The 19325-nt window shown below is 55.3% G+C and carries 19 protein-coding genes; 9 read left to right on the top strand and 10 right to left on the bottom strand.

Annotation, left to right across the window (positions count from 1 at the left end; genetic code table 11):
• Positions 1-72 precede the first annotated feature (72 nt).
• Positions 73-339 (top strand): hypothetical protein, encoded by a 267-nt coding sequence (locus VOI14_RS14680; RefSeq protein WP_323752793.1) that lies wholly within the window; start codon positions 73-75, stop codon positions 337-339.
• A gap of 51 nt (positions 340-390) precedes the next feature.
• On the opposite strand, the gene panP is transcribed toward VOI14_RS14680, so the two are convergent.
• The 4 genes from panP to VOI14_RS14660 form a co-directional block, all read right to left on the bottom strand.
• Positions 391-2076 carry a pyridoxal-dependent aspartate 1-decarboxylase PanP gene (gene panP, locus VOI14_RS14675; RefSeq protein WP_323752792.1) on the bottom strand — a complete coding sequence of 562 codons (1686 nt, stop codon included), beginning with the start codon at positions 2074-2076 and terminating at the stop codon, positions 391-393.
• A 200-nt stretch (positions 2077-2276) separates the two neighbouring features.
• Entirely contained in the window at positions 2277-2627 is a 351-nt protein-coding gene (locus VOI14_RS14670; protein WP_323752791.1) for a DUF503 domain-containing protein, read from the bottom strand.
• 209 nt (positions 2628-2836) lie between these two features.
• Positions 2837-4570 (bottom strand): isovaleryl-CoA dehydrogenase, encoded by a 1734-nt coding sequence (locus tag VOI14_RS14665; protein WP_323752790.1) that lies wholly within the window; start codon positions 4568-4570, stop codon positions 2837-2839.
• Between the two features lie 2 nt (positions 4571-4572).
• Positions 4573-5202 carry a TetR/AcrR family transcriptional regulator gene (locus VOI14_RS14660; RefSeq protein ID WP_323752789.1) on the bottom strand — a complete coding sequence of 210 codons (630 nt, stop codon included), beginning with the start codon at positions 5200-5202 and terminating at the stop codon, positions 4573-4575.
• A gap of 272 nt (positions 5203-5474) precedes the next feature.
• On the opposite strand from VOI14_RS14660, the gene VOI14_RS14655 reads away from it, so the two are divergent.
• The 4 genes from VOI14_RS14655 to VOI14_RS14640 all read left to right on the top strand — a co-directional run bounded on the left by VOI14_RS14655 (position 5475) and on the right by VOI14_RS14640 (position 10418).
• Complete coding sequence (locus VOI14_RS14655; RefSeq protein WP_323752788.1) at positions 5475-5696, top strand: hypothetical protein; 222 nt, start codon at positions 5475-5477, stop codon at positions 5694-5696.
• A 153-nt stretch (positions 5697-5849) separates the two neighbouring features.
• Complete coding sequence (gene hemB, locus VOI14_RS14650; RefSeq protein WP_323752787.1) at positions 5850-6881, top strand: porphobilinogen synthase; 1032 nt, start codon at positions 5850-5852, stop codon at positions 6879-6881.
• Positions 6882-6924: 43 nt separating this feature from the next.
• Entirely contained in the window at positions 6925-9066 is a 2142-nt protein-coding gene (gene ppk1, locus VOI14_RS14645) for a polyphosphate kinase 1 (protein WP_323752786.1), read from the top strand.
• 56 nt (positions 9067-9122) lie between these two features.
• Positions 9123-10418: a DUF945 family protein gene (locus VOI14_RS14640; RefSeq protein ID WP_323752785.1), complete on the top strand. Its 1296-nt coding sequence runs from the start codon at positions 9123-9125 to the stop codon at positions 10416-10418.
• A 56-nt stretch (positions 10419-10474) separates the two neighbouring features.
• Here VOI14_RS14640 and coaD read toward each other — a convergent pair whose 3' ends face one another.
• From coaD to VOI14_RS14620, 4 genes are all read right to left on the bottom strand, one after another.
• Complete coding sequence (gene coaD, locus VOI14_RS14635) at positions 10475-10957, bottom strand: pantetheine-phosphate adenylyltransferase (RefSeq protein ID WP_223134413.1); 483 nt, start codon at positions 10955-10957, stop codon at positions 10475-10477.
• 182 nt (positions 10958-11139) lie between these two features.
• Positions 11140-12738, bottom strand: a complete 1599-nt coding sequence (locus VOI14_RS14630) for a GMC family oxidoreductase (protein ID WP_323752784.1) — start codon at positions 12736-12738, stop codon at positions 11140-11142.
• 24 nt (positions 12739-12762) lie between these two features.
• On the bottom strand, positions 12763-13395 hold the full coding sequence (locus VOI14_RS14625) for a hypothetical protein (RefSeq protein WP_323752783.1): 633 nt from the start codon (positions 13393-13395) through the stop codon (positions 12763-12765).
• 96 nt (positions 13396-13491) lie between these two features.
• A complete protein-coding gene (locus VOI14_RS14620) occupies positions 13492-14937 on the bottom strand; it encodes a coniferyl aldehyde dehydrogenase (RefSeq protein WP_323752782.1) in 1446 nt (481 codons plus the stop codon).
• A 175-nt stretch (positions 14938-15112) separates the two neighbouring features.
• Here VOI14_RS14620 and VOI14_RS14615 point away from each other — a divergent pair, with 175 nt between their 5' ends.
• Positions 15113-15793: a TetR/AcrR family transcriptional regulator gene (locus VOI14_RS14615; protein WP_323752781.1), complete on the top strand. Its 681-nt coding sequence runs from the start codon at positions 15113-15115 to the stop codon at positions 15791-15793.
• A gap of 170 nt (positions 15794-15963) precedes the next feature.
• On the opposite strand, the gene yihA is transcribed toward VOI14_RS14615, so the two are convergent.
• Positions 15964-16602 (bottom strand): ribosome biogenesis GTP-binding protein YihA/YsxC, encoded by a 639-nt coding sequence (gene yihA / locus VOI14_RS14610; protein WP_323752780.1) that lies wholly within the window; start codon positions 16600-16602, stop codon positions 15964-15966.
• A 179-nt stretch (positions 16603-16781) separates the two neighbouring features.
• Between yihA and VOI14_RS14605 the strand changes: the two genes are divergently transcribed.
• The 3 genes from VOI14_RS14605 to VOI14_RS14595 all read left to right on the top strand — a co-directional run bounded on the left by VOI14_RS14605 (position 16782) and on the right by VOI14_RS14595 (position 19132).
• Positions 16782-17396: a c-type cytochrome gene (locus VOI14_RS14605; RefSeq protein WP_323752779.1), complete on the top strand. Its 615-nt coding sequence runs from the start codon at positions 16782-16784 to the stop codon at positions 17394-17396.
• Between the two features lie 183 nt (positions 17397-17579).
• Positions 17580-18215: a thiol:disulfide interchange protein DsbA/DsbL gene (locus VOI14_RS14600; RefSeq protein WP_323752778.1), complete on the top strand. Its 636-nt coding sequence runs from the start codon at positions 17580-17582 to the stop codon at positions 18213-18215.
• Between the two features lie 56 nt (positions 18216-18271).
• The gene (locus tag VOI14_RS14595; protein ID WP_323752777.1) at positions 18272-19132 is read left to right on the top strand and encodes an endonuclease/exonuclease/phosphatase family protein; all 861 of its coding nucleotides are present in this window, start codon (positions 18272-18274) and stop codon (positions 19130-19132) included.
• A gap of 82 nt (positions 19133-19214) precedes the next feature.
• On the opposite strand, the gene rpmG is transcribed toward VOI14_RS14595, so the two are convergent.
• Positions 19215-19325, bottom strand: a 111-nt coding sequence (rpmG, locus tag VOI14_RS14590; RefSeq protein WP_323752812.1) for a 50S ribosomal protein L33, incomplete at its 5' end; no start/stop codon positions are given.

The raw sequence follows: 19325 nt of genomic DNA, 5'->3' as shown, positions 1-19325 counted from the left end.
TTGGCCATACTAATAGACGGTACGTTTGTGGAGTAGGTTTACTTCGCAGCTATTTACTTTCGGGAGTTAGGAATGAGTTCATCTGTTGAAAGTCATCAGGCAAAGATGATTGGCGAGCTGAGAGTTTTCATCAAGAAAGTTCTGAGTGACCCGACGATTGCGGTCAAGTCTGTGGACATCGCCCGCAGCTATAAAGGCCAAGCCGATGCTGAAGAGTTGATTGCTCGCGAGATCAGTGCCAATACGACGATCCGTATACCGGAAACCTGGAGTGATGCGGATAAGATGTTTCTGGAAATCCTGCACGAAGTGCTGGACGACGAGGACGCGCTTTACTAATTCCCTCCCCGGTTACTCCGGAAAAGGCTGTCAGGCGCTATTCCTGACAGCTTACCGTTTAACACCTTGCCTGATTTTAGCTGGGGCCGGTTTTAGAACGGCATTTGCCATTTGGTGCAGAATGTCGATCTCGTCAGCAATACCCTCAGCGTTCGACAATTCCTTTTGTTCCTTGAGAATATCTTCCAGTATCTCTGGTGTGGTCAACGGGTTGGCCAGCACTACCCGGAAGACAATGCAGGGAAAACGGTAGTAGCGAGCCGGTTCGAGCCGGGTTCGAGACACAAACGCTTTACCATGCTCCCGTTGGGTCTTCTGGATAAACTTGGTGATGCGGTTCAGACAGCTGTTCATCTTTTCCGCTTGCAGTTCATCGGCTACAGCGAACGCTTCCTGCACGATATCTGGACAGTACCGGTAGGTCAGGATGTTCAGTTCGGGCTGAGTGACCAGTTCGAAATCCGATTCTTTGGTAATCATTTTCGCGAAAAGCTTGGCTTTTTCGATACCTTGGTCGATCAGGATCTCGTAACCTTCCCGCGCGAGAATTTTCAGGCCGGAATGAATCAGCATGGACATGCCCGGGCGCGAGCCTTCGAGGGTAGTGCTGCCCAAGTCTCGCGAACCTTTTCGAATAATGTATTGAGCGTGGTGCTCGACCGCACTGGCGAGGCTCGGGTCTTTGAATACCACCAAGCCGACGCCCATGGGCACGTACAGCTGTTTGTGGGCGTCGAAGGTGACCGAGTCGGCCTTCTCGATGCCGCGCAGCAGTCCGCGATAAGTGCGGGAAAATAAGGTTGGGCCGCCCCAGGCTGCATCAACGTGGAAATGTGCGCCAAACTCTCGGGCGATATCGGACATGGCGTCGAGGGGGTCGACGTTGCCGGTTTCGGTGGTGCCGGCGACGCCACAGATGGCCATGACTTTGATTTTCTGCCTGTGCAGTTCAAGGCATTTGTCGCGCAGGGCGTCGGTCTGAATGCAGTTATTGTCGTCGGTTTCTACCGGCACCAGGGCGTCTCGGCCCAAACCAAGTACGTCAGCCGCTTTGCGCAAGGAGTAGTGACCGCGTTTTGAAACGACGATGGCCGCGCCTTCGTACCCGTAATATTTCAGGGCTCTGAACAGGCCTTCTTCGTGCAAGCCCCGGAAGCTACCTTCGGCGGGGAAGGCGCGGTTGCGCGCCACCCAAAGCGCTGTCAGGTTGGCGACGGTGCCGCCGGAGCACATGGCGCCCAGGGCGTGCCGGGGGTTATGCATCCATTTGCGGTAGAAGGAGCCGTCTTGCTCGTACACCAGTCGGTGAATCATCCCCAGCACCTGGCGCTCCATGGGCGTGAACGCTTTGGAGGTTTCGGTTTTGACCAGGTTTTGGTTCAGAGCAATCATGATTTTGGACAAGGGCAGCATGAAGTAGGGCAATGCCGAGGTCATGTGTCCAATGAAGGCCGGGGATGCGGTGTGAACGGAGTTCGCGACCAGTTTGTCGAGCAGGAATTGGGCTTGCTCGGAGACGAAAACGGGTTTTTCCGGGATGGCGGAGTCGGCGAAGTTCTTTTCGACGTCAGACAGGTCCCGTTCGACGGCAACGATGTGTTCCTGAAGGAAGCCGGCAAGGTTGCGGGAGATGTTTTGATCTATGCGGCTCAGCGTCGATTCCGGCGCTTCGGGCACCGTGAATACGCGATACATGGCCTCGACTGAGGCTTGGGCGGATTTTTTACTTCCGGTCATAGAGCCACACACACTTTCAGTGATTATCCGAGGGTCGGGTCCGGAAACCCTACGGACGAGGGGCCAGGCGCGGCCTGGCGCATATACTGCTGACCTGTCTGATAGTAGGTCATATGTCCCTGAGGGGCGGTAGTATAAGGCTTGATCTGCGTTGACGCTATGCCTTGAGTGTTTGGGGTGCTCTGAGGGCGTGTTCCCGGTCAGAGAATTTCACGGTGGATATCGAGTATGGCGGCGTCGATGCGGTCCTGGATGTCTTTTTCGACTTGGTCAAGGCGTTGTGTGATTTGTCGAGCAGAGTCGCCGAGGGCGGCGATGGTCCAGGTGGCGCAATCCAGGGCATCGTGGTCGGCAGTTTCGTTAACGGCCAGGTCAGGTTCTTTGCCCCAGATGGCTTTCATGGCGGTGAAGGCTTTGCGTTTGGCTTTCAGGTCTTCGCAGGCATAGAGCTGGAAGTGCAGGGTTAGCATGCCTACGTGGGGGGTGATGGTGTGTTGCTGTTGTTTTGGGGTTTTGCCTTCTTTGAGCAGCTTTCTTAGGGATTCAGACATGCTTGTTCCATTATGCGGTGCAGGAACCGCCGGGGAAGAGCTTTCCAAAAAGCGCTCCTGCGGCACATCCATGTGGCGCTTCTGCTCCGCCATCCTTGGCTGCGCACATTTTTGGAAAGCTCTTCCCCGTCGGTTCTCAAACTTGGGGAGGGGAGTCCTCATGGCAATCAGAATTCCTGCTGCCCGTTGAGGCCTCCTGAAATATACCTCTAGCCTACTATAGGCGTTGCCCGTTTGATAATGGCTGCTGCGTTGGTGCCGGAGGGAAGGTTGCCGTAGTTCATGCCGCCGTTGTTTTGTAGGCGGGAGGCGCAGAAAGCGTCGGCTACGTTTTGGTCTCCGAAGCGCAGTAGCAGAGAGGCCTGCATGATGAGGGCGAGGCGGTCGACAAGGTTTCTGGCGCGGTATTGGACGTCGCTGATCTCAGCGAAGTCAGCTTGTAGTTGGGCCAGGAACTGGTCAAAGCGGCGGTCGGTGCCTTTGGCTTCGGCGGCTTCTTTGAAGAAAGCGTCGAGGGTTTCAGGCTCTTTTTGAATGGCGCGCAGGGTGTCCAGACATTGAACGTTGCCGCTGCCTTCCCAAATGGCGTTGACGGGTGACTCCCGGAACAGGCGGGGCATGATGCAGTCTTCCATCACGCCGCTGCCGCCGATGCATTCCATGGCTTCGTAGGCGTGGTTGGGGGTGCGTTTGCATATCCAGTATTTGCCGACGGGGGTGGCTAAACGGGCGAGCAGGCGTTCGTGTTCGTTGTTCTGGTTGTCGAGGGCACGGGCGACTCGCATGGTGTAGGCGAGGGCGGCTTCGTTTTCGATGGTCAGGTCGGCGAGGACGTTTTGCATCAAGGGCTGGTCGCTCAGGCGGGCACCGAAGGCGCTGCGGTTGTGGCTGTGGTGGGTAGCTTGGGCGACGGCCTGGCGCATACCGGCTGAGCTGCCGATCATGCAGTCAAAGCGGGTCATGGCGACCATTTCTATAATGGTTGGGACGCCTCGGCTTTCCTCTCCGACCATCCAGGCCAGTGCGCCACGCAGTTCCACTTCGCTGGAGGCGTTGGCGACGTTGCCCATTTTGTTTTTCAGCTGTTGGATCTGCCACGGGTTTTTGGTGCCGTCTGGGCGCCATCTTGGCATCAGGAAGCAGGACAGGCCATGGGTGGTTTGGGCCAGAACCAGGAAGGCGTCGCACATGGGCGCGGAGACGAACCATTTGTGACCAACCAGTTCGTAAGCTTGGCCGGGACCTTCGGCACCGATGGCGTAAGCGCGGGTGGTGTTGGCGCGGACGTCGCTGCCACCTTGTTTTTCGGTCATCGCCATGCCGATGGTGACGGCGGTTTTTTCGCTATCTGGCAGATTGCGTCCATCGTAGGCGTTGGTCAGAATTTTCTGTTCCCAGAGGTTCGCCAGTTCCGGTTGTTTGCGGATGGAGGGGATGGCGGCGAACGTCATGGTGATCGGGCAGCAGTGGGCAGCTTCTACTTGGGAGTGCAGGTAATATTTGGCAGCTCGGGCTACGTGGGCGCCTTGGCCCGGATTCGCCCAGGGGGAGCTGTGTAGGCCGTTCTCCAGCGCCGCAGTCATAAGTTCATGATAGGCCGGATGGAAGGTGACTTCGTCTATTCGGTGCCCGAAGCGGTCGTGCGTGCGGAAATTCGGTTTGTGGTGGTTGGCCTGGTGGCCCAGCTCGATCGTTTCGGCTTTTCCGGCCCAGGCGCCGAAGGTGTTCAGGCTGTCGTTGGCGTGCGCGGCGCCTTCCCTTTCTACGGCTTCACGCAGGGCCGTGTCTTGCTCGAAAAGGTTGTAATCGGACAGCGCTTTTGGCTGGTTGAGAACGTCGTGAGTTGCGGCCAGATAGCGATCGGTGCGGGTGGCGTCAGTGCTGTGATCGGTGCGGGTGGCGTCAGTGCTGTGATCGCGGGGGTGGTCTAGCGGCTTGTTCATTGTTAGCTCCTGGCGCTGGTCAACCCCCGCACACAGTAATGAACGATGGTGCTGATCAGCGCTTCTTGCTCGGTTTTTGTTGTTGGCAGTGAGGCTGTCTGTGCTGGTGACAGCGGCCCGACCAGTGATTCCGATATGGCGCCTACGATGCAGGTGCTGGTGATCCGGGCATCCTGTTCGGGTATGGAGCCTTCGGCTATGCCTTGCTGAATGGTTTGTTCAAACAGGCTGGCATAGGCCTTTCTGTAAATCAGTCGTTCTTCTTCGAGTTTCGGGTCGACCGGCTCAGCCATCAACGCCCAGGCTCTTGTCGGGCCCTTCAGGGCGCGTCTCGCGAATTGCTGCAAGGCGTTATCCAGTCGTTGGACGGCGTCGCCTTCTACCGCCAGTGCCTCGGCCACCTTGTCCACTTCATGTTGTGTGGCTTGCCGGAAAATCTCGGCAAACAGGTCCTCGCGGGATTCAAAGTGACGGTAGATGGTGCCCGTTGCTACGCCCGCCAAGCCTGCAATGGTGGTAATTCGAGCATTGCGAAAGCCGTTTTCGGTCACGCAACGAGCGGTGCATTGGAGGATGTGTTTTCGCGCCTCGGCTTTGCGCTGCCGCATCTTGTCCGTTTCACGGTAGGCCATGCTGGCTCCCTTAAGTAGTGAATCACCATTCATTCTTTGTGTCAATTATTGATGGCGCTGACTGCTGCTCATTATGAACTTTTAAATCAACAGGTTAATAACTATTACAAAATGTTACAAGAATAGTTGAAATTGGAAATGGCGTCGTCATCAAAACCGGATTATAAAGACGCCAAGACGACGCCAAAGTTGGCTGTTTGTCGATCGTAAGGTATGCCTGCCGAAGGCCTGAAAAGCGTCTGAGGTGGCGTTTTCGTTGATGGAGATAAGGCATGAGTGAATTCGACGAAGGCAGTCTGGAGCAAACCGGTAATTGGGCTAGTGAGGGCGATGACCAGCATTCAATTGCCAGTCGTGCTCGAGTCCGAGCGCAACTACAGGCGGATATGGAAGCGTTTCTGCAATGTGGCGGCAAGATTGAAGAGGTCGACACCACGCTAAAAGCAGGGACGCCTCGCAAGGTGGATGCGGGGTTCAATAACCGTTCCTTTTAAAAGGTTTTTCGTTCGGGCGGTGTTTGTCTAACCGCCCGGATGTGTCACTTGAGGCCGCCCGTCAATGGTGAGCATGACCGCGGGCCTGCAACAGGCTGCCTCTGAGGTGTATGATGGTGCCTCTTCCCATGGTTTATGTTCAGGAGGTTACCTGTGTCAAAGCCGCACCTGCCGCTTTCCGGTCGAAGCTATCCCTTTACTCGCCTGCGCCGTAATCGCGCCAGCGATTTTTCCCGCCGTATGGTTCGCGAAAACCAGCTCTCACCGGACAATCTGATCTATCCGGTTTTCGTGCTGGAAGGCAAGAGCCAGCGTGAAGCTGTACCTTCCATGCCGGGTGTTGAACGTCTGAGCATTGATTTGCTGGTAGAGCAGGCGGCGGAGCTTGTGGAGCTGGGTATTCCTGCGGTCGCGCTGTTCCCGGTGGTGCCTGCCGAGTTTAAGAATCTGTCGGGCTCCGGGGCCTGGGATGCGGATGGTTTGGCGCAGCGTGCCGTGCGGGCGTTGAAAAAGGCGCACCCTGAGTTGGGTGTGATTACCGATGTGGCATTGGATCCATTCACCACTCATGGGCAAGACGGCATCATCGACAATGACGGTTATGTGCTGAACGATGTCACGGTTGAAGCTTTGGTCAATCAGGCCCTCTCTCACGCCGATGCGGGCGCGGATGTGGTGGCGCCATCGGATATGATGGATGGCCGGGTCGCGGCGATTCGTGAAGCGCTTGAGTCCGCAGGTTACGTTAACACTCGAATTTTGGCCTATTCTGCCAAGTATGCCTCTAGTTATTACGGGCCTTTCCGGGATGCGGTCGGCTCGGCGGGTAATCTGGGTAAAAGTGATAAGTCGACTTACCAGATGGACCCGGCCAACAGCGACGAAGCCATCCACGAAGTGGCGATGGATTTGGCTGAAGGTGCTGACATGGTGATGATCAAGCCAGGCATGCCCTATCTGGATATCGTGCATCGGGTTAAAACTGAGCTTCAGGTGCCGACGTTTGTGTATCAGGTGAGTGGTGAATACGCGATGCATATGGCCGCCGCGCAGAATGGCTGGCTTGATTGTGACGCGGTGATGATGGAAAGTCTGATGGCGATGCGCCGAGCCGGTGCCGATGGCATCCTCACCTATTTTGCAGTGCGCGCAGCCAGATTGATGAGAGATCGCCAGCGAGCGTAAAGGATGAACAGGCCGTTCGCGACTTAAATGGATGCAGAGAGCGATGACAACTGAAACAGCAAAGTCAGTAACAAGCGATGATCTGAGTGTGCCCGCACCGGTGAAAATTCCCCCTGTCGGTGAACAGGTCAATTTGGATGCTAGCGAGAACTGGTTTAATCGGGAACTGAGTCAACTGCAGTTTAACTACCGGGTGTTAAAGCAGGCCATGGACCCGGCGCACCCCCTGATTAACCGGCTGATTTTTTGCTGTATTTTCAGTAGCAATCTGGACGAGTTTTTCGAAATTCGGGTCGCGGGCCTGCGTGAGCAGTTGAAATACGGGCGGGAAACCGTCGGGGCGGATGGCATTCAGCCTGAACAAGCGTTAGCCGAGATCAGTCGTGTGGCTCATGAGTACATCGATGAGCAATACGACATCCTGAATAATGTGTTGTTTCCCGAACTGGAAAAGGAAAATATCCACTTTATTCGGCGTCGGGAATGGACGCCGGCTCAGGCGGAGTGGGTTAGAAATTACTTTGATGAGGAAATCCTTCCGGTGGTCAGCCCGATCGGGCTGGATCCGTCGCATCCGTTCCCGCGTCTGGTCAATAAAAGTCTGAACTTCATCGTCGAGCTGGATGGCAAAGATGCCTTTGGTCGGGAGACCGGCATGGCCATCCTGCCGGCACCGCGTTCGTTGCCCCGCTTGGTGCGCCTGCCGGATGAGGTCTGTGACGGCGGTGAAAATTTGGTGTTCTTGTCGTCTATGATCCACGCCCATGCGGATGAGCTGTTCCCGGGCATGGAAGTGAAGGGCTGCTACCAGTTCCGGTTGACCCGCAACGCGGATTTGGAGCTGGAGGACGATCTGGAAGATCTGGCGTCGGCACTTCGAGGTGAGTTGCTCAGTCGTCGTTTTGGTGACGGTGTGCGTTTGGAAGTCGCGGATAACTGCCCGGAAGAATTGGTGCATTTCCTGCTGCGCGAATTTGGTCTGACAGAAAGAGATCTCTATCGCGTGAACGGCCCAGTTAACCTGACTCGGTTGTTGGCCGTGAGTGGCTTGGTAGAGCGTCCGGACCTGACCTATTCCAGTTTTTCACCCGCCATCCCGCGGCAGATACGCAGCAAGGAATCGATGTTCGACGCGATTCGTAAGCGCCCGATCCTGTTGTCGCATCCGTTCGAGAACTTTAGCTCGGTGGTCGATTTGCTGCGCCAGGCCGCGAAAGACCCACAGGTATTGGCGATCCGGCAAACCCTGTATCGGGCCGGCACCGGCTCGGAAATTGTGGAAGCGCTGGCGGATGCTGCCCGCCGTGGTAAAGAGGTCACAGCCGTTGTTGAGTTAAGAGCACGTTTCAGCGAGGCGGAGAACCTTGAGTTGGCCAGCCGCTTGCAGGAAGCGGGCGTTATCGTGGTGTACGGGGTTGTGGGCTACAAAACCCACGCAAAAATGTTGCTGATTGTGCGCCGGGAAGAAGGCAAGTTGTCCCGCTATGTGCATTTGGGTACGGGTAACTATCACGCCGGCAATGCGCGGCTTTACACCGATTACAGCTTCATGACTTGTGACGAATCCATTGGTGATGATGTTAACAAGCTGTTCCAGCAACTGACCGGTATGGGCAAGGCGCTGAAGATCAAAAAGCTGTTCCATGCGCCTTTTTCCATGCACAAACGCTTGATCAGTCTCATTGAGCGGGAAGCCGGTTACGGTGAAGAAGGGCGCATCATCTTCAAGTTCAATGCGCTGACCGACGCACAGCTGATTAAGGCGCTCTATCGAGCCTCGCAGGCTGGCGTGAGGATTGATCTGATTGTTCGGGGTATCTGCTGCCTGCGCCCGGGCGTGCCGGGGTTGTCGGATAATATACGGGTGCGTTCGATTGTTGGGCGTTTTCTGGAACATACCCGCATCTATTACTTCGACAACAACGGCAAGCCAGATGTCTACTGTGCCAGTGCCGATGGTATGGAGCGTAACATGCTGAGCCGCATCGAGGTGGCGTTTCCGATTGAGGAGCCGGCTCTGATTGCGCGCCTGCAAGAAGATCTGGACGCTTATCTCGCGGATAATTGCCAGTCCTGGGTGCTGCAGGCCGATGGTAGCTATATCCAGAACCAGCCAGCGGACGGTGAGCCTCGAATGGCTGCTCAGTTGGTCTTGCTGGAAAGGCTGACGGGTAAACCCATTTAATACCTTTATACGACTCACAACGACTAACCACGCACACTGCTGCTGATAGGAAATACATGTTGAAACTGAACAAATGGACGATGATAGGCTCAGCCGTTTTGCTTGTTGCGGGTGTGGCGCCTTGGGCAGTGGGGTACGTGACAGAGCAACAATGGCTGGAGGCAACCGAAGAGGTGAACCAGTCGCAGCCGTTTGTTCGATTAGATACGAACCGCTATCAGCGCGGGGTGTTCAGCGCGCAGGCCAGCGGTACGCTTGAGCTGGTAGACCCCAAGACCGGCGAGACGCAGCAAATGGATTTCCAGGTGGCCATTTCGCATGGAGTAACCGGCAGTTTGTTGGATTTTAGTCCGAGTGAGGGTTGGCAACATGAGGGTGTCCATTGGATCGACGATGAAGAGCCCAGCTTGACGTTGGAAACCCGGCTTTGGGGTTCGGCGGTTGTAGAATTTCAGGCGCCACCGGTCACGTTCGAACAAGCCGGCAGGCCAGAGTCGTTCAGTGCCAGTGGCGGTTTCGCCCGGATAGATGTGGGGCGAATGGGTGAGGAGGCCGATGTGCTGTTAGTGTGGCCAGAGTTGAAAATTTCCGGGCCTCAGGCCGATGTAAAAGTTGAAGGGCTGCATATTGAGCAGAGCATGGCGCAGCTCAGTGGTGACGTGTGGACCGGGGCTGGTTCCATGACTCTGGAATCTCTGGCCGTTGAAAGCGCCGAACTCCCCGCCCTGAAGGTAAGTAACGTGTCGTTCGAGAGCCTCAGTAAAGCCGCTAAAAACGGCCAGGCACTGGATTCAGAGGCGGTGTTGGATGTAGAGACTGTTGCCGTAGACGATAAGACGTATGGGCCGCACCGGGTCGCGGTATCGGTTGATCGTTTGGATGTTGCGAGCTGGAACGATTTCAGTTCGGCGATGACGGATATGCAGATGATGGCGATGGATGCCAGCGCAGATCCGCGTTCAGCTTATGAGCAGCAAATGGCGCTGATGCAGCGATTTAACGAGTCTGTGCGTGGTTTGGCGGCAAGTGGCTTGTCGGTGGGTGTTCGGGAGTTGAGTCTGGACACGCCGGAAGGCGAAGTTCGGGGCTCTTTGGATATCTCGCATCCCGAGCTTTCAGCGGATGAGCGCGCCAATATGTTGATGGTGATGCAGCGGTTGGTGGGGTCGGTGAATTTTACGATTCCGTTGGCTCTGGCAGAGAACTACCCGGCTGTGCGCATGCAGGTGTCACCGTTGGTCAAGCAAGGGCTGTTGGTTCGTGACGGCGATGAGTTGGTGATGAACGGGCAGCTGGAGGATTTGGTACTGGATATTAACGGTGTCCAGATCCCCCTGCCGCCTTTGCTTTAAGGTCGTATCAGCACCACCGTGGGACGGTGGTGCTACTTTCCCTTTCTATTGTGTGCTCAGGCCTTGCTGAACTTCTGCTTCAGTGCTTCGGCGACGGCTGGATCCACAAATTCTGATACATCGCCGCCCAAAGATGCAATTTCCCGGATCAGGGTGGAGGAGATGTAGGACAGGTGGTTAGACGGTGTCAGGAAGACGCTTTCGACTTCTGGTGCCAGTCGGCGGTTCATGTCGGCAAGCTGAAATTCATATTCGAAATCTGATACTGCCCGCAGGCCACGCAGAATGACGCTGGCATTTTGTTCCCGTACAAATTCCGCCAATAGGTTGCTGAAGCCGGTAACGGTGACGTTGGGGACGTGTGCTGTGGCTTTTCTGACCAGTTCGCAGCGTTCGTCGAGGTTGAGCAGTGGCTGCTTTTTGGGGTTGTAGGCAACGGCGACGACGATTTCATCAAACATGCGGCCGGCCCGTTCAATGAGGTCGGTGTGGCCGTTGGTGATGGGGTCAAAGGTGCCTGGGTAAATTACTTTTGGCATGCACAGCTCCTTGGTTTTTATGGTCGCTAGCATAGCAGCATTGGTTTTCAGGCTGTAGCCCTTCGGTTTTTTGGTCCTGGGCTATGGGGGAGGATGGTTTGCGTGGGAGCAAGCGCGGACCGAACGCCGCTTTCCGGGAATCAATACGCGCACATCCATGTGCGCGTATTTTCTGAGCTTGTTCAGCCTTTTGCGGTCAGCTTCTGCACCAGCCTCACACTGTTTCTTGCGGCCAGTGCGTAAACCGACAACTGCGGGTTTGCGCCGATGCTGCTGGGGAAAATGGAAGCATCGTGGATGCTCAGGTTGGCTACGTGGTGGTGCTCACCGAAGCCGTTAACCACGGATTCCTCCGGGTTGCTGCCCATGCCACAGCCGCCCATCTGGTGCGCAGTGAAGATTCGCGCCCGGTGGGATTTCATCGGAAGTTCGTTGATGGCGGCTTTGGCTTCTTTCCAGCTGGTGTACCAGGCGGAATCCATGTGCACGGCCTGAACCGCTTCGGCGCCGGCAGCAAACTGGATTTCAGCCATGTCCAGATAGGATTGGCGGACGCCTTTCCACAGGTAGTCGGTCATCGGGTAGTCGAGTACGGGGCTGCCATCGTCTCGCAGGGTGACGGTGCCGCCGGGGCTTTCGGGGTGGAAACCGTCGCGTAGCAGAGCGATGACGGATTGTAGCCAGGGCAGTTGGCCCAGGTTGTCTCGTTGTGTTTTACCGTGGCCCGGAACAACGCCCGCAGCCATTCCGGGGTGTAAAGGCGGAACTTCGAGTTTGTAGCCGATGGGGCCGTCGTTGCCGTTTTTGAAGTTGAATTCATCCGAGTAGATCGATTGCGGCGCGCCGTAGAAGGGGTCTACTTTCGCCGACATGCGGGCGACGGTCGCGCTGACCGGGTGGATGAATGAGCGTTTGCCGACGCGGTTGTGTGGGTCGGGCAGGTCGGAGCGCAGGAGTAGTCCGGGCGAGCCGATGGCGCTGGCGGCGACCACAAAATGACTGGCTTTGAGGATGACGGTAACGCCCGATGGGGTGACGCCGTCGGAGCCCATGGCCGACGCTTCCAGATGGTCGATGCGGTCTTGCTTCATGACCAAGCGCTCGGCGCGTAAGCCGTGAAACATCTGAGCCTGATTGTCGAGCGCACCGGGGATGGTGGTCATCAGGGAGCCCAGTTTGGCATTCGTGGGGCAACCTACGCCGCAGTAACCCGAGTTCCAGCATCCGTTGACGTTGCGGGGGATGGTTTTCCAAGAGTAACCAAGGGTATCGCAGCCTTGTCGCAGGATGTCGTTGTTAAGGTTGGGAGGGGTCGCCCAGGGCGCCATGTTGTGGCGTTCTTCGCGCCCCTGGAACCAAGGTGCCATCACGTCGGGGGCTAGCCCTTCCAGTCCGAACTTTTGGCTCCAGTAGTTGAGAGTTTGCTCAGGTGTGCGGAAACTACTGGTCCAGTTGACGGTGGTGGAACCACCCACACAGCGGCCCTGTAGAATCGAAATAGCGCCATCGGCAGTCGTGCGACTCATGCCTTCCTGGTACAGCGTGGCGTAGGCAGTTTGTTCGTCCATTTTGAAGTCTTTCTGGTAATACAGGCCACCTTCTTCGACCAGTATTACTGACAAGCCTTGCTTGGACAGAATTTCAGCGGTGGTGCCGCCGCCGGCGCCGGTGCCGATGATGACAACGTCGGCTTCGACGGTGCGGTTTTCAGTCAGTTTGCTGGCATCGACAACGTTCCAACCGGAAGCCAGGCCCCGGGCGATGGGATCATTCATGGACATAGTGTTCTCCGTTTTCCGGGGGCATCAGGCGTTTTTGAATTGAGGCAGGGCGTCAACCATCCAGGCGGGTGGTCCTGGGTAGCCGGTGAGGTGCCACTGATTCTCGTGGCCATAGAAGGCTACGTTGGCGATTTTGCTCAATGCAATGTAGCCGTTGTTCAACAAACCGATGCGGCTGTCGCGCCAGCGGGCCAGGAAAGCATCGGCATCCTTGGTAGTGACGGATGGCCAGTCGGACCATACCCGTCCGAGAGCGATGCGAGTGGGGGCAAAGTTCAGCAGGTCGAAGAGCTTGCGCAGCTCTTTCTGATTCGGTGCGCCGAACCGGACGATGCCCTGATCAATTCGTTCAAGGGTGGCGGCAATCTCGAACCGGCGTTTGTCGGGATCTTCGGGCAAGGCGCTGGCAAACAGGGCCGGTAGCAAGGCTTCAAACAGTGTTATGTCGTCTACGCTCAGGAACTGGAATTGGTAGCTGTCATTCATCCGGCTATCAACAGCACTGATGCGGCCCGCCGGATCCGTTGCGCAGCCAGAAAGGCCAGCGGTCATGCTGACGGTGCCCAAAAACAAGGCGCCGCCGACGCCGGTTTTCAGAAAGCTTCGTCGGCTCAGTTGAGGGGTGTTCTCAGCGGAATGGGTTGGCTGATCGAGCATGTGACACCTTTGTTTGGGGTCTATAAAGGTTGGCCAAAAGACGTTGGCACAGGCCCACGAAGTGTTGTGAGGGACCTGTGCCGAATAGTGCCGTGTTTAGCGAATGAACAGTTTGTAGATCATCCGGTGCGCGGCGGTGCCGTGGGGTGCGTAAACGAACTTGCCGCTGTTGAATTTCTGTTTGCTAAAGATTGACCGATGGTGAGAGAAGGTCATGAAGCCTTCCTTGCCGTGGTAATGGCCCATACCGGAATCGCCGACACCGCCAAATGGCAAGTCATCTTGTGCCACGTGCATCAAGGCGTCGTTGATACACATGCCGCCGGAGTGGGTCTGGTCGATGATGTGTGCTTGTTGAGTTTTATCGTAGCCAAAGAAATACAGCGCCAGTGGACGAGGGCGTTCGTTAATGTAATGAATCGCATCGTCCAGGTCAGAGTAGGTGACGATGGGAAGGATCGGCCCGAAGATCTCATCTTGCATGACCTTCATGTCCGGGGTCGGGTTCAGTACCAGGGTCAGCGGAATCTTCCGGGTTCCATCGTTCATGTTTTCGTTGGCAGGATTGATCTCGATGACCTCGGCGCCTTTGGCGCGGGCGTCGTCAAGATAGCCGCGTAAACGATCGTGCTGTCGTTCGTTAATGATGGCGGTGTAATCGTCGTTGTCGCGCAGGCTTGGATACATGGCTGAAGCCTGAGTGCGGAACTCGTCCACAAAGGCTTGCACCCGGTCTTCGGGGCACAGGACGTAATCCGGGGCAACGCAGGTTTGGCCGGCGTTGATTGCTTTGCCGAAAGCGATACGTTGGGCGGCATCGGAAAGCGGCACGTCAGGCGACACAACCGCAGGAGACTTGCCTCCAAGCTCCAAGGTGACCGGAGTCAGGTTCTCGGCTGCTGCGCGCATGACCAGCTTGCCCACGGAAGTTGAGCCGGTGAAGAGCAGGTGATCGAACGGCCGCTGAGAGAAATCGGCAGCCACATCAGCTTCGCCGGTAATCACCGCGACCAAGTCCTCAGGGAACATGCTCTCGATGATTTCTTTGAACAGGGATGAGGTGTGAGGTGTGAATTCGGACATTTTGACCATCGTCCGATTGCCTGCGGCCAATGACGCAACCAGCGGGCCTACAGCAAGATACAGCGGATAGTTCCAGGGTACGATAACCCCGACAACACCCTTGGGCTGGTAATGAACTTTGTTGCTGGCGGGCTGGAACAGCACAGAAACATGGCGCTTTGAAGGCTTCATCCAGCTGTCGAGATTCTTTAGGGTGTAATTGATACCCTGAATGGACGGCATGATCTCGGCAATCAGCGACTCGTCTTTCGAGCGGCAGCTGAAGTCCCGGTCAATAGCTTCCAGCAATCGATCCTGATTGGCCAGCAATACTCGCTTCAGGCGCTTCAGGTTCTCTTTGCGCTCAGATGGAGAGGGCATCGGGTTTTTCCGGAACGCTTGTTTCTGGTTCTCGAAAACCCGGTGGGTGTGCTGAATCTGCGTTTTGCTTTCGGTCATCTGAACGACAGTGGCTACCATGTTGCTATCTCCCTGAGCTGTCCAGTCAAGGCGCTGGAAGCTGTTGTTGTTGGCGCTCGGTGTATGAAATTTGCACGAGCAGCTATTATTAGAGTATATACTCTACTCAGTCAAGATATGCTGGATGGCCTAACGGGCCATCATCCATTTGATAAAAACAAACTGCGGCGTGAGCATGAAGACCAGAGACAAAATTTTGTTAGCGAGCCTCGAGCTTTTTAACGAGCGGGGGGAGCGGAATACAACGACGAATCATATCGCCGCGCATTTGGCGATATCACCCGGTAATCTGTATTACCACTTTCGGAATAAGTCGGACATCATTTATGAAATCTTCCAGGAATATGAAAAGCTGGTTGACTACTATCTGGATATTCCTGAAGACCGGCCCCTAACGCTGGAAGATATGACCTTCTACCTGGAGTCCGTGTTTGACGGCCTCTGGAGCTACCGGTTCTTTCATCGCGACCTTGAATATTTGCTGGATAGCGATATCCGGCTAAGAAGTGATTACCGTGATTTCACCAACCGGTGCCTGTCTGCGATGAACAGGATTTTGGAGAAGCTTGCGGAGGCGGGCATTCTGCAGCCGCAACCGGAAGAGTTGCGTGCAGCCATGACCCTGAATGTCTGGTTGGTTATTACAAACTGGATGGCGTTTTTGAAAACAGCGCACGCCAGTAGCGGGGATGCCGGTCTAAGTTTGGTTGAGCTCAAACAGGGTATTTATCAGGTGCTTACGCTTGAAATACCTTATTTGATGCCAGACTATCGCGATCAGGTGATGGTTTTGAGAGAGCAGTACCGCCCGAATTTACCTGAAACCCACGAATCGGACGTCGCTTGTGTTGAATGAAAATTGAACTTCTATCAACGGCATCGGTCGAACCCAATACAGCAGGAAACCGGACTTTTTTGCTGTTCCTGAGTGAGTTCTCAGGTTGCCCCTTGTGAGGGCAAAGCACGTCGCAAACCCTGACGTTTTACCGGCCTACCGTTCGTGGGCCGGTTTTTTCTGCAAAGAAATCAATCTTCAGCCTCGTTAGGAGCCTCCAGCCAATTCGTCAGTGCCGCACGGCATTCATCAAGCCCCAGCTTTGACGTGGCAGAGAACATCACCAGATGTTCCACGTACTCATACTTCTTCAATTTATTGGCAATGCCCAACATTGCAGTTTTGGCCTGGCCATACTTAAATTTGTCGGCTTTGGTGGCAAGGATCATCAGTGGCAGCTTGTTATGCTCACACCATTCGATCATCATTTGGTCGAACTCGGTCAGGGGATGACGAATGTCCATGACCAATACCAAGCCGCGAAGGCAGCGGCGCTCGTTGAGGTAGTGCCCCAGATGCTTTTGCCAGTCGTCTTTCATGTCCCGGGAGACTTTCGCGTAGCCATAGCCCGGTAAATCCACCAGGTGCATGTTTTCTTTATTCAGGCTGAAAAAGTTGATCAGCCTTGTGCGCCCCGGGGTTTTACTGGTCCGTGCCAGTTTACCATTGACGGTGATGGCGTTGAGTGCGCTGGATTTGCCGGCGTTTGAGCGGCCAGCGAAGGCAACCTCGGCGCCGTAATCGGGCGGGCACTCGTCCAGTTTGGAAGCGCTGATTAGAAATCGGGCGCTGTTGAATGAGACGCTTTTTTGAGTCAGGTCAGGGTCCACGACGGTTGCTGTTCCTTTGGATTTCAGTTATCGACGATTAATGTATAATGCTACACCAATTTCCGGCGGTGCGCTGCGCGTTCCGCTGTCAGTCCCGGTTTTGAGCCTGATCCTATAGGGCCATCCGGCGTACAACCAGAATACTTTCAGAATTCTAAGATGAGAGAAGCGGAGCGGGCATGAAAAGACTGATCGCAGGAGTGGTTCTCGGAGTTAGCTTGTCAGCTATGGCTCACGGGGCAGGAGATCCGGCAGCGGGTGAGCAGAAGGCAGCAGTGTGTGCAGCCTGTCACGGTCAAGGCGGTGGCAAGCCGATGATGGCGAGCTATCCGAAACTGACGGGGTTGGGTGAAAAGTACCTTTATCGTCAGATGACGGATATTAAGTCCGGAGACCGTGCTGTAGCGGAGATGACCGGTATACTGACCAACCTGACGGATCAGGACTTGAAAGATCTTGCCGCCTACTTCAACAAGCAGGAGCTGGTAGTTAATCAAGCTAACGATGACGCCGAGCTGATTGCAAAAGGCCAGGCGATTTTCCGTGGCGGTAACATGGCTTCTGGCGTCCCGGCTTGCGCGGGCTGTCACAACCCGAGCGGTAAGGGTAATGAGCCTGCAGGTTACCCGGCGCTGGGTGGTCAGAATGCAGAGTACGTTGCCAAGCAGCTTAAGGCTTACCGCGACGGCGACCGTGCGACCACGGCGAATGCCGGCATCATGGCCGATGTGGCCTCCAAGTTGACCGACGCTGAAATTGAAGCGGTTGCCAACTACGTATCTGGTTTGCACTGATTCCAATCAGTTCGTTCGGATCAGAAAACCCCGCTTCGGCGGGGTTTTTGTTTTTCAGGGAGCGGCCTCTTAATCTTCCGTAATTATTTACCCCTGCGCCTGGTGGAACTTATGAGCGTCGCTGGGTCATAATCAGGCGTCTTAGCTCGCACCAACAAACACATTAATGTTCGGAGAAAATTTATGATCAGAACCGTTAGTCTGATAGTCACTATGGCTGTATCGCTGGCAGTCAGCGCTCTCGCCAGTGCCGAAACTTGGAAAGACGGCGTTCATTACCGCACCTTGACGAACCCGGTCAGCACCGCCTCCGAAGAGGGTGTTGAGGTGGCTGAGGTGTTCTGGTACGGCTGCCCGCACTGCTATAACTTCAAGCCGCTGTCCGAGGCGTGGGAAAAGAATGCTCCGGATTATGTGAACTATGTTCGCCTGCCGGCGGTGTTGGGTGAGAGCTGGGCGCCTCACGCCTTTGCGTTTTATGCGCTGGATTCGATGGGTGAGCTGGATAAAGTGCACGATGCTTTGTTTGAAGCCCTGGCTGGTGAGCGCCGCCCTCTGAATTCTGCGGAATCGCTGGCGGATTTTGTCGCCGGTTATGGTGTTGATGCTGAGGCGTTTGTTGATGCCTACAACAGCTTTGCTGTGCGCTCGCGTGTGCGTCAGGCCCAAACCAAAATTATGGGTGCGCAAGTCACCGGTACTCCGACTATGCTGGTTAACGGTAAGTATGTTGTGAATGCGACCATGGCCAGAGGCCATGAAAACGTGCTGAAAGTTGTCGACTATCTGGTCAGCAAGGAGCACGGAGAGTCGGAATAAAAGGAGAAGTCTGATGCGTGTGGCTTTCAGGGTTTCTGTTGAGATTCCGGGCGATTATGTATAAACGGATTCGCAGCCAAATCAACGGTATATTGAAATCACAGGAAGCCCCGCGTGGTACGTGTTCGGGAAGTGAACACGTGCCTGACTTTGAGCCCCAGCGCCACATCCGGCTGTTAACGTTTAACATTCAGGTGGGCATTAATACCTCTTCTTATCGTCATTACGTGACCCGCAGTTGGCAGCATTTCCTTCCCAATCGCCGACGCTTTGAAAACCTTGATCGCATTGCCTCTCTGTTAAAGCAGTACGATGTTGTCGCCTTACAGGAATGTGATGGTGGCAGTTTGCGCAGTGGCTATGTGAATCAAGTTCAGTATCTTGCGGAGGCCGCAGGAATACCATACTGGTATCAGCAGCTGAATCGAAATATGGGGCAGCTTGCCCAGCACAGTAATGGCTTGCTGAGTCGTTATCGGCCGCTGGATGTGGCTGAGCATCGCCTGCCTGGTTTGATTCCGGGGCGAGGGGCGATTATTGCCCGTTACGGTTCGGGCGATGATCCGCTCGTGCTGGTGCAAATGCATTTATCGCTCAGTAAATCGGCACAGCAAAGACAATTGGGCTATGTCAGGGATCTTATTGCTGACTACCAACACGTGGTGTTGATGGGGGACATGAATGCCCATGCCGAGCAGCTGTTGACGAAAACGCCACTGAAAGAAACCGATCTGGTGCCCTTGCCGGGCACGGCTCATAGTTTTCCCAGTTGGCGCCCCGAAAAAGCGTTGGACCATATTATGGTGAGTCCAAGTCTTGAGATTCGTCGAGCTGAGGTGGTTAGCTATCCGGTCTCTGACCATCTTCCGATCGCCATGGATATAGCGTTGCCAAAAGGGTATGTCGAAACCTTTTAACTGAGCGCTGCGGGTGCGATAAATCATTAGGCACAAAAAAAACCGGCGCGAAGGCCGGGTTTTTTTGTGGAGGCAGGACCAATTACTTGATCTTGGCTTCCTTGTACGCAACGTGCTTACGGACAACCGGATCGTACTTTTTGATCTCGATTTTTTCCGGGGTGTTACGCTTGTTCTTCATGGTCGTGTAGAA

This window comes from Marinobacter sp. (genome assembly GCF_034669625.1).
Lineage (GTDB): Bacteria > Pseudomonadota > Gammaproteobacteria > Pseudomonadales > Oleiphilaceae > Marinobacter.
This window is presented reverse-complemented; position numbering and strand designations above follow the sequence as displayed.